Genomic DNA, 8,053 nt, shown 5'->3' on the forward strand with positions numbered 1-8,053 from the left:
TTTTTCACCATTTCGCAGAAACTTTCTGCATTTTCTATGCTTGCTTTGGCTTCTTCTTCTCCTATATCGGTATTCATCTCGTAATCGCCTGACTGCCTTAGCTCAAAAGTTTCATTGAGTTTTTCTGCAAATTCTTTTGGGAAAATATTGGTCTTAATAAATAGTTCATTGAATTTACTGTGGCAACCTTGATGCGTCTTAGCGAAAATTTGTTTTGTAAAAAGTAGTGCCTGCACATAATTGAAAATAGCATAATAAGACCTATTGACCGTTCCCAAGTAAAAATGTCCCTTGAAAAGGTATTTTGCATTTTCAAGACAGTCGTCAGCTTTAGCTAAAACTTGCAGTATTTCTTCTTTCATACCTCTTTGCCTTCTTTTCTAATAAAATAAAATAAGGGACTTTTGTGGGTTTCAAATTTTGTTTGAGTAACAGGCAGGAAAGAGATAGGCTTGTCGTATTGCAAAATTAAATCAATCACTTTTTGGTTGATAGTACGAATTTCTTTGATAAGAGAAATATGCTCATCTTTGAGTACAACAAGCAAATCAATATCTGAATCTGGTTTTGCTTCACCTCTTGCTTGAGAACCATAAAGAATTACCTTAGAAAGTCTTTCTCCGTAGATTTGTTCTACTATTTTCTTAAATTCACTGATAATCAAACCAATTTCCATAACTTTTCTATTTTCCAAATATACTAATTTCCTTCAAAATAAAACTGCACAAACAAGAAAAACTACTACTTTGTTCTGTCCTGCTTAAGTGGAACTGACCCACAGTAAAGGAGGACGAGATTGCTACACAATGGTTACAAATCTTGACCAAGCAGAGGAACTAATCTACTCTGGTATCATTACAACTCTAAAACCAATAGTTTCATTATAAGCATCTTGCGGTCCTGAATCTCTAAAACTTGCTATCCCATATTTAGTTGAGGAAAGATAGCAACCTCCTCTTATCACACGTATAGCATCTACCCCTTTCCCATATAATTTAGCCTGCACAGGATTTTTATTAAGTTTTATATCGTACTCTTGTTCTGCATCTAAACACCACTCTCTTACTCCCCCTGCCATATTATAAACACCAAGCTCATTAGGCAACATTTGTCCTACGCAAGTTTTATTCTCCCCCGGAGAAAGTCCTATGTATGTTTTTAATTCCATAACTTCTTGGGCATTATTACTGCCTATATACTTGAAGTTTTTGCTTTTTTGACCGCCTCTTGCTGCGTATTCCCATTGTGCTTCAGAAGGTAGCGTATATTTCTTGCCTGATTTCTTACTTAGCCAAATACAATAGGCTAAGGCATCTAAATAACTTACTTTAACCACAGGTAAGCAATATAAAGAAGGAGGAATGGTATCGCAATTCTCAAATTGTTGCCAATTAGGAACAACACAGCGAGTAGCATCTCCTCCATTAGTATAGCCAACCTGTTCTTTATCCGCTCTTGTCCTATAATGTGTTTCATCAATAAATTGTTTGAATTGACCTACAGTTACCTCGTATTTACCTATATAAAAAGAGGAAAGTTCTACCTTGTGAATAGGTTGATTAGATGAATCACCCATCATAAAAATACCACCCGCTACCTCTATCAATTCAGGATATAAGGCAAATGCTTCTTTTTGCTTCTCTTTCTTTGCCTTAGTGGTGTCATTATTTATTGTAGCATAGATTTGTTTATTGCAGACTGTTTTAGAATCATCATTCTTTTGTTTAATAAAAGCTATCGATTGTATTAAAATAAGTATGAAAAAAAGCATTTTTAGTTTCATAGTAATTTACCTCCCTTATTCTTCATTGTGTAATATGGTTGTTAAAATAACATTAAGATAAACAGCCTCTATCATAGTGGCATTCTCTCGTCCCTTAATAGTTCTGTAAGTGTTATCATTGTGTAGATATAACCTTCCATTCGTGCCCCTATTGATATCTTTATCGTAATTATCATAATAATTAAAGTACACTCCATGCTCATCTTTTCCCTGTCCTACAATTACTACCCAATGGTCTGTAGTTTTATCCTTATTTCCAGGATGACCCAGCTCATAATTCAAACCTACTTTGACAGGTTTATTTTCTTGTAGGTTCACGGTTATATAATTTGTGGCAACTATTAACATGGTATTACTAAGCGTTTTTCCCTTGCTTTCCCAACTTTCATTATAAACTTCTGTATAATCATACGCTCCTTTAATTCTTGCTTTTGCATTTGGGTCGGCTTGCATTTGTTTATCTGCGGCTTCATAGCAGTTATCATTAGAGGTTCTACCATGCCCCTTACCTACCCAATTTTCTTTTGTAATAATAGGTTCAATGGTTTTCCAATTCTCTATCATTCTTGCTCTATGTTTTTCCTGTTCTTGTTGTTTTTTATTATATGCACTCATTAACTTCAACTGCATAAATGCTCGTTGAGCATCTACACCCGTATAGCTTGTTCCCCATGCCGTTTCGGTTACATCTCTGCCCGTAATAGAACGGTGCAAGGTTTAGAATTGCAAACTATTACCTAAATAACAATTAATCACAACAAGTTTCTTATTTATTAATTTCAAACCCTTGATTGAGAAAGGTAAACTATTCAAATTAGTTATACCAATGTCGTATTTGCCCACAGGAATATTACCAATAGCTTGTCCATTTAAAATTTCTATCTTTAACACATTGGAAAAGAAGGCTGTTCCATTTGTTATAGGTTTACCAGAAACTCGGTGATAAACATTGAGTATTACTTTGCAACTGTCAATACCTTCTTTTTTTTCTTCTTGTTGAATACAATATATTCCTTCAACTTTGTATGCCTTCATCGTATCAATTTTACTGAAATAATCCTTTCTTCTCAAACAATACTTATTATTGCAAGAAAAAAGATAAAAAAAAGTGATTGTGACAAACAAGCAATAAATAACTTTTTTATTTACTTTCATATTTTGGTAAGTAGGGTTGTGTTGTTTTGACTTTGCCCTTGGGTATTTGTTTACTATGTATGGTTACTTTTCTGTTGTTAGGATATTTGACTTGAGTTTTCTGATTAAACTCTATGATTTCATCAACAGCCCAATTTTGAATAGTTACATCTTCTCCTCCTGCCATAATTCCACTACTACCATCTTCTAAACCAAGAGTATGTCCTATTTCGTGAGCACCTACCTTAACACCTGAATCATTCTCTGGAACTTTGATATTATTAATTGCAGTAGTTAAGCCTCTTGCATGAGGTTTTGTAATTTCTTTTTTATCAACGACTCTGTAGATGTTGCTTGAGCCATCTTTTGTCTTAGCATCAGCAGCAGCAGATAAATCCTTTGTCTTTTCAGTTTCAGGGTTATCTACTTCTACTACCTTCAAATCAAAGACAATCCCAATTTGACTTTTCTTTCCATCCATTTTTACTTGTAAAGAAAAATCTTTTTGATTGTTCCAATGAGCAATTGCATCATCTGCTGATTTTCTTGATTTCTTATCTCCTGTTTGAACATAATAAGTTGCTGTAATTCTTATTTGCCAATCACCATCTTTGTTTTTTCAAAATATATTCCGTAGTCCTTACCATCAGGGTCAATATTTTTGACAGGATTATTCCCCAAGAAAGAATAAGGACTCATGGAATAGTAGTTTTCTCCATGAGGGTCAAGGGTAGTAGTCCTACCTGTCTGATAGTCATAGCTTCTGGCACTGAAATCGTAGTGGTGTAGCCCAAGTTCGGTTTGCTTCTTCTTGCCATTAAACTGCCATCTATTCTCCACATTCGGACTTGGTGCAGTGTAATCTAAGCCCTTCATTCCCAAGCCAAAGGGAGAGTAGAAATAAGAGTTTACTATTTCCCCTATCTTACCTCCTTCCTCAATGCTTCAATCTGCTCAATAGATAAGCCTGTTACCTCTGCAATCGTTTCATTGTCAAAGCCTTTTCTTATCATGTTCTTGGCTATTTCTATTTTTTCTTTTTCAATCCCTATTTTCTCCCCTTTTTCAATCCCTATTTTCTCCCCTTCTACTCTTCCTTCATTAAACGAAGTTTCCAAAGAAGCAGTAAAGTCTAAATAGTTCTTTTCGCTATCTCGGTAAGACTGCAACTGCTTCTCATCAAAACGTGCAATCTCTGCGATTTGAAAGAGCTTTTTGAATACTTTTTCCTGCAATTTGGAAGGTATCTCGTCTATTTTTACCAAGTTTTTTAGCACATACAACCACTTGTCAAAATGTGTTTCTATCTCCTCTAAACTCTTGTCAAACTTCTTGATTTCTACATAGATAAAGCGCAACTTGTCATAAAATATCTTGTGTGTTTCTTTTTCTATTAGCCTGATGTCATGCACTATCTTGCTTTTGTTTGCTTTGTCATCGTCTATGAGAAAATCAGTAATGGCAATGGAAAAAACACCATTTAATTGGTAATTCCAATCTCCTTTTTTTGCTTGTTCTTGAATGGGGAATGTGGCGTAGTACAAACTACGGTCTTTGAAGTAGTCCTGTTTTGCCCTTTGCATTTCCACAATGAACTTTTCTCCTTTTTCGTTTTCACAATATAGGTCAAAGATTGCCTTTCTATCCAAGTCAGTAGTCCCCAAATGCTCACTTTTCAAATAAGTCAAATCAATGATTTTGCCCTTGTCTGTGAGCAGTTCGTTCAAAAAATCAATGAGCAGGTCTTTGTTTGCTTCCTCCCCAAAGATTTTCTTGAAGCCAAAGTCAGTGAATGGATTGATGTATTTTTGTGCTATCATGTGCCTACTTTTATTTTAGACAAAGATAGGGAAAAATGAGGAAATATCAATGAGGAATCTGGAATCAAAAATCTGGAATGAAAAGGCTAAGATTATAAATACATGATAAACTTGAATCGCAAAGTCTTGATAAAGGATATCTGCATTGCAAATTCAGATTAACAGGGTTGTAAATCACGCCCAGCAGGAGATTGTAAATCTTGCTCAGCAGGGTTTAACGAAAAGAAATATTTTTTATTGAATTATCAAAAGCTACTTTTTTGCTACTATCAGCATTAATATAGCCTATGATAACATTTTTTAACTTTATTTCTCTCCAGAATTTTCCAACTTTATTTACCCCTTCTAAAAATACGGTATCTTGTGTAACGTAAACAAGATTGATATTAGAACCGTATTTTCTATATCTTTCATAATTAGCAAAACTACCATTTTTTTTATCATTAGAAATGAAAAAAACGGTACTATCAGAATATAAGAAATTATACTCTAATTCATGCGAGCCAGTAACAACAGATTTCTTAAAATTTTTAGGTAAAATTAATTCATATTTCACCATTTTCATATAATCATAATCATATGCTTTAAACATTATTATATTATAAGTACATGAATTACATATAATTAAAATTATTGAAATGTATATTATGCCTCTCATATCATTAATAAATTAAATTTACATGAAGATAAGACGTATCTCTATGAATAACACTTGGATGAATTGGAGTAGGAGGAACGTAAATAGGTATTCCATTGGCATCGACTGTGCTTGCGCCTCGTCCACTTAATGCTCCCGTTCCTGCATCAAGGGAAGCACTATAATGAGAACGCAAAGAATATCCAAGTTCCCTACGTACACTATTCTCAAAATAAACCGCCCTATATTCCATACGACTTAGACCTGCACTTAAAACGTCATCATTACTTGTTATCCCCAAATTGGCTTCGTAAGCATGAAATATCTCATGGGCTAAGTCTGTAATTGGTCTTGCGACATTTAATCCATCAACAGTGGGCAAAGACCTTCCATTAGTATTCCAATATATCGTTCCTCCTGTCCCTCCAAGTGGATATCTCATACTTGGGTTGGCACCAGTTCGAGCTACAGCAAATTCTTTGTTACTATCATTTGGTACAAACTCATTTCCTTTTCCACTTGGATTTTTGGAAGATTTCATAATAGTAAAGTTATGATTAGATGCTTCTAATGTAGAAATAACTGACCTACCATCTATTGTACTTCTTACTGCATTTACAGCATTGACTACTTTTTTCAAGAATCCCTTTACTTTTCCTGTATAGACACTTCCGTCAGCATTTGTTAAGTTTCCATTATTATAAATTACTTCTTGTTTCTTACCTAATCCTAAAAAACCAGTTCCAAAAGAAACTCTTAGTGTATCCCCCTTGGGGTCAGCATATCTCACAGGATTATTGCCCATCATAGCAAAAACACTTTCGCTGTAATTTGGTTTGGGGTCGACCTGCCACCATCTACCTATTTGTGTATCTCCTATACGGAATTGTGTTTCTATAATATTCAAATTCATATTTGTGTTGCGTTCTACTCCATTAAACTGCCGTTTATCCTCCTTACTCGTCGTCTGCACATAATCCAAGCCCTTCATGCCGAGTCCAAAAGGATAGTACAATTCCATTGCGGGTGATTTTCCTGCACCACCATAACCGTAAATTCACCACCAACTTTGCCTGCGGAAGCGTGAGAAACCCTAAAACAATTCTAAGTAGCTTTGCGGTAGTTCTTCTATAAACTCTCTAATAATTTCATGATTGTCCCTGAGAATTTGCTCAATATTTTTGGTAGATTTATTACCGCACCTAAGCCAAATTATCTTAGGAGGATAGCCATTCAATAAGCCTATATCCACAAAATCACTATCTTGTGTAGTGATAGTATAGGCATTATTTTTAGCAAAAAGCCAAACTTCCAAATCGTCAGCAGTGGCTAAGTTTACTACCTTGACATGAGTGGAATCTGGGTAGATGTCTGCTAACTTATCAGGAAGTTTATGGGAAAGATTTTGGTCAAAAAGAAGTTTCATGCCGCTTGCAAATAAAAAGTTTGTTGCTCTCGGTAAGCAGCAAATTGCAGTACGGCTAAAATATCCTCTTGCGTAAGCTCTGGAAAATCATCTAAAATTTCTTCCATAGACATGCCCGAACTTAGCCAAGCAAGTACATCATACACAGTAATTCTCATATTGCGAATGCAAGGTTTACCACTTCGTTTTCCTGCTTGTATGGTAATTATCTTGCGGAAATCTACATTCTTCATTTTTTCATCTTTGTTTCAAAGATAACTAATTCTCTGTTTAAAAACAACTTAATGAAAAAACTTATTCGTTCTTACTTTTGATGGCTGATAGTACCGAATCAGATAACTTGCTGACTATCAAGAAATAAAACCTACCTCTACTGCTTACGTACCTACACGCAAATCAGAGATTGGAAAACCAAATGCCTTAGACACACTTCGTTTAAGTCTAAGGCAAACAGGAGTTTGATATGCTCTTGCATTTGCAAATATTCTACCTCAGATATAGTAACAGTTTTCATATTTCATTTTTTTTACTTGCAAAAATAAGTATTTTCTGCCAAAACTTAAAAAATTAGGCTTAAAGACCTCATTTAGATAAAATCCGGAATAAAAAGGCAAAATTTATTTGTCTAACTATAACCTGCTCACTATCAAAAAATAAAACTTACCTTTCATGCTTACGCACCTACAAGCCAATGAGAGATTGGCAAAGTAAAGTGTCGTAGACTTGCTTATGCAAAACTATACGCAGAACGGGGGTGATTATAAGGAGCGTGGAATGTGTACTTCACTAACAAAAATATGACCTAATACCCACTTATCTTGTTCCTGCAATAAAGTTAATTCTACTTTAAGCATTTTCATGTTAAACCCGATTAAAAAAATAGTATACAGATGTTTATATTTAGAGTTATTAAAAGCAACAATGCTGAATAATATTTTATTTCTTAATAAATCTACTACATGAGTATTAGATAAATATATTTCTTTTGCCACTTTGTAGCTTTTATCATGCCTTGAATATATCTGATTGATAATTAATAATATTAAAAAACCTGAAATAGCAATTAAAAAGCTAATTAATGCTTTTGTTAATAAAGAGATTTCTAACATAAATTTAAGATTTGTCTTGTTACATAAAATTGATGATTAAAAACTTAGGGAATTTTTCTTTAAAAGCTCAAGTTCAAATAAGGAATATTTTTGTTTTAAATTGTTTTACTCCCTAAGTATTCAAATTAATAAATTGATTATTTA

The 8,053-nt window shown here is 34.0% G+C and carries 14 protein-coding genes; all 14 read right to left on the bottom strand.

Going from position 1 to position 8,053, the window contains the following annotated elements:
• Positions 1 to 362: HEPN domain-containing protein (locus tag BM141_RS21805; protein WP_091549516.1), on the bottom strand; the 362-nt coding region annotated here is incomplete at its 3' end.
• Positions 359 to 676: a nucleotidyltransferase domain-containing protein gene (locus tag BM141_RS21810; RefSeq protein ID WP_091549517.1), complete on the bottom strand. Its 318-nt coding sequence runs from the start codon at positions 674 to 676 to the stop codon at positions 359 to 361. The genes BM141_RS21810 and BM141_RS21805, both read right to left, overlap by 4 nt.
• A 165-nt stretch (positions 677 to 841) precedes the next feature.
• Positions 842 to 1,771, bottom strand: a complete 930-nt coding sequence (locus tag BM141_RS21815) for a formylglycine-generating enzyme family protein (RefSeq protein WP_177217511.1) — start codon at positions 1,769 to 1,771, stop codon at positions 842 to 844.
• Positions 1,772 to 1,798: 27 nt separating this feature from the next.
• Positions 1,799 to 2,497: a hypothetical protein gene (locus BM141_RS21820; protein ID WP_091549557.1), complete on the bottom strand. Its 699-nt coding sequence runs from the start codon at positions 2,495 to 2,497 to the stop codon at positions 1,799 to 1,801.
• A gap of 3 nt (positions 2,498 to 2,500) precedes the next feature.
• The gene (locus tag BM141_RS21825) at positions 2,501 to 2,938 is read right to left on the bottom strand and encodes a hypothetical protein (RefSeq protein WP_091549558.1); all 438 of its coding nucleotides are present in this window, start codon (positions 2,936 to 2,938) and stop codon (positions 2,501 to 2,503) included.
• Complete coding sequence (locus BM141_RS21830; protein ID WP_091549559.1) at positions 2,925 to 3,398, bottom strand: hypothetical protein; 474 nt, start codon at positions 3,396 to 3,398, stop codon at positions 2,925 to 2,927. The genes BM141_RS21825 and BM141_RS21830 overlap by 14 nt, the downstream gene beginning before the upstream one ends.
• A gap of 110 nt (positions 3,399 to 3,508) precedes the next feature.
• Positions 3,509 to 3,859, bottom strand: coding sequence for an RHS repeat domain-containing protein (locus BM141_RS21835; protein ID WP_317039504.1), 351 nt, complete (start codon positions 3,857 to 3,859; stop codon positions 3,509 to 3,511).
• Positions 3,838 to 4,737 (bottom strand): Rpn family recombination-promoting nuclease/putative transposase, encoded by a 900-nt coding sequence (locus BM141_RS21840; protein WP_091549561.1) that lies wholly within the window; start codon positions 4,735 to 4,737, stop codon positions 3,838 to 3,840. Before BM141_RS21840 ends, BM141_RS21835 begins: the two co-directional genes overlap by 22 nt.
• A gap of 214 nt (positions 4,738 to 4,951) precedes the next feature.
• On the bottom strand, positions 4,952 to 5,329 hold the full coding sequence (locus BM141_RS21845; RefSeq protein ID WP_091549562.1) for a hypothetical protein: 378 nt from the start codon (positions 5,327 to 5,329) through the stop codon (positions 4,952 to 4,954).
• A gap of 70 nt (positions 5,330 to 5,399) precedes the next feature.
• Positions 5,400 to 6,395: a M91 family zinc metallopeptidase gene (locus BM141_RS21850; RefSeq protein ID WP_091549563.1), complete on the bottom strand. Its 996-nt coding sequence runs from the start codon at positions 6,393 to 6,395 to the stop codon at positions 5,400 to 5,402.
• A 72-nt stretch (positions 6,396 to 6,467) separates the two neighbouring features.
• The gene (locus BM141_RS21855) at positions 6,468 to 6,800 is read right to left on the bottom strand and encodes a DUF5615 family PIN-like protein (RefSeq protein ID WP_091549564.1); all 333 of its coding nucleotides are present in this window, start codon (positions 6,798 to 6,800) and stop codon (positions 6,468 to 6,470) included.
• Complete coding sequence (locus tag BM141_RS21860; RefSeq protein WP_091549565.1) at positions 6,797 to 7,033, bottom strand: DUF433 domain-containing protein; 237 nt, start codon at positions 7,031 to 7,033, stop codon at positions 6,797 to 6,799. Before BM141_RS21860 ends, BM141_RS21855 begins: the two co-directional genes overlap by 4 nt.
• Positions 7,034 to 7,185: 152 nt before the next feature.
• Positions 7,186 to 7,314 carry a hypothetical protein gene (locus tag BM141_RS23710; protein WP_262509473.1) on the bottom strand — a complete coding sequence of 43 codons (129 nt, stop codon included), beginning with the start codon at positions 7,312 to 7,314 and terminating at the stop codon, positions 7,186 to 7,188.
• 244 nt (positions 7,315 to 7,558) lie between these two features.
• Positions 7,559 to 7,909 (bottom strand): hypothetical protein, encoded by a 351-nt coding sequence (locus BM141_RS21865; RefSeq protein ID WP_091549566.1) that lies wholly within the window; start codon positions 7,907 to 7,909, stop codon positions 7,559 to 7,561.
• Positions 7,910 to 8,053: the final 144 nt, after the last annotated feature.

This window comes from Thermoflexibacter ruber, assembly GCF_900113045.1.
Classification (GTDB): domain Bacteria; phylum Bacteroidota; class Bacteroidia; order Cytophagales; family Thermoflexibacteraceae; genus Thermoflexibacter; species Thermoflexibacter ruber.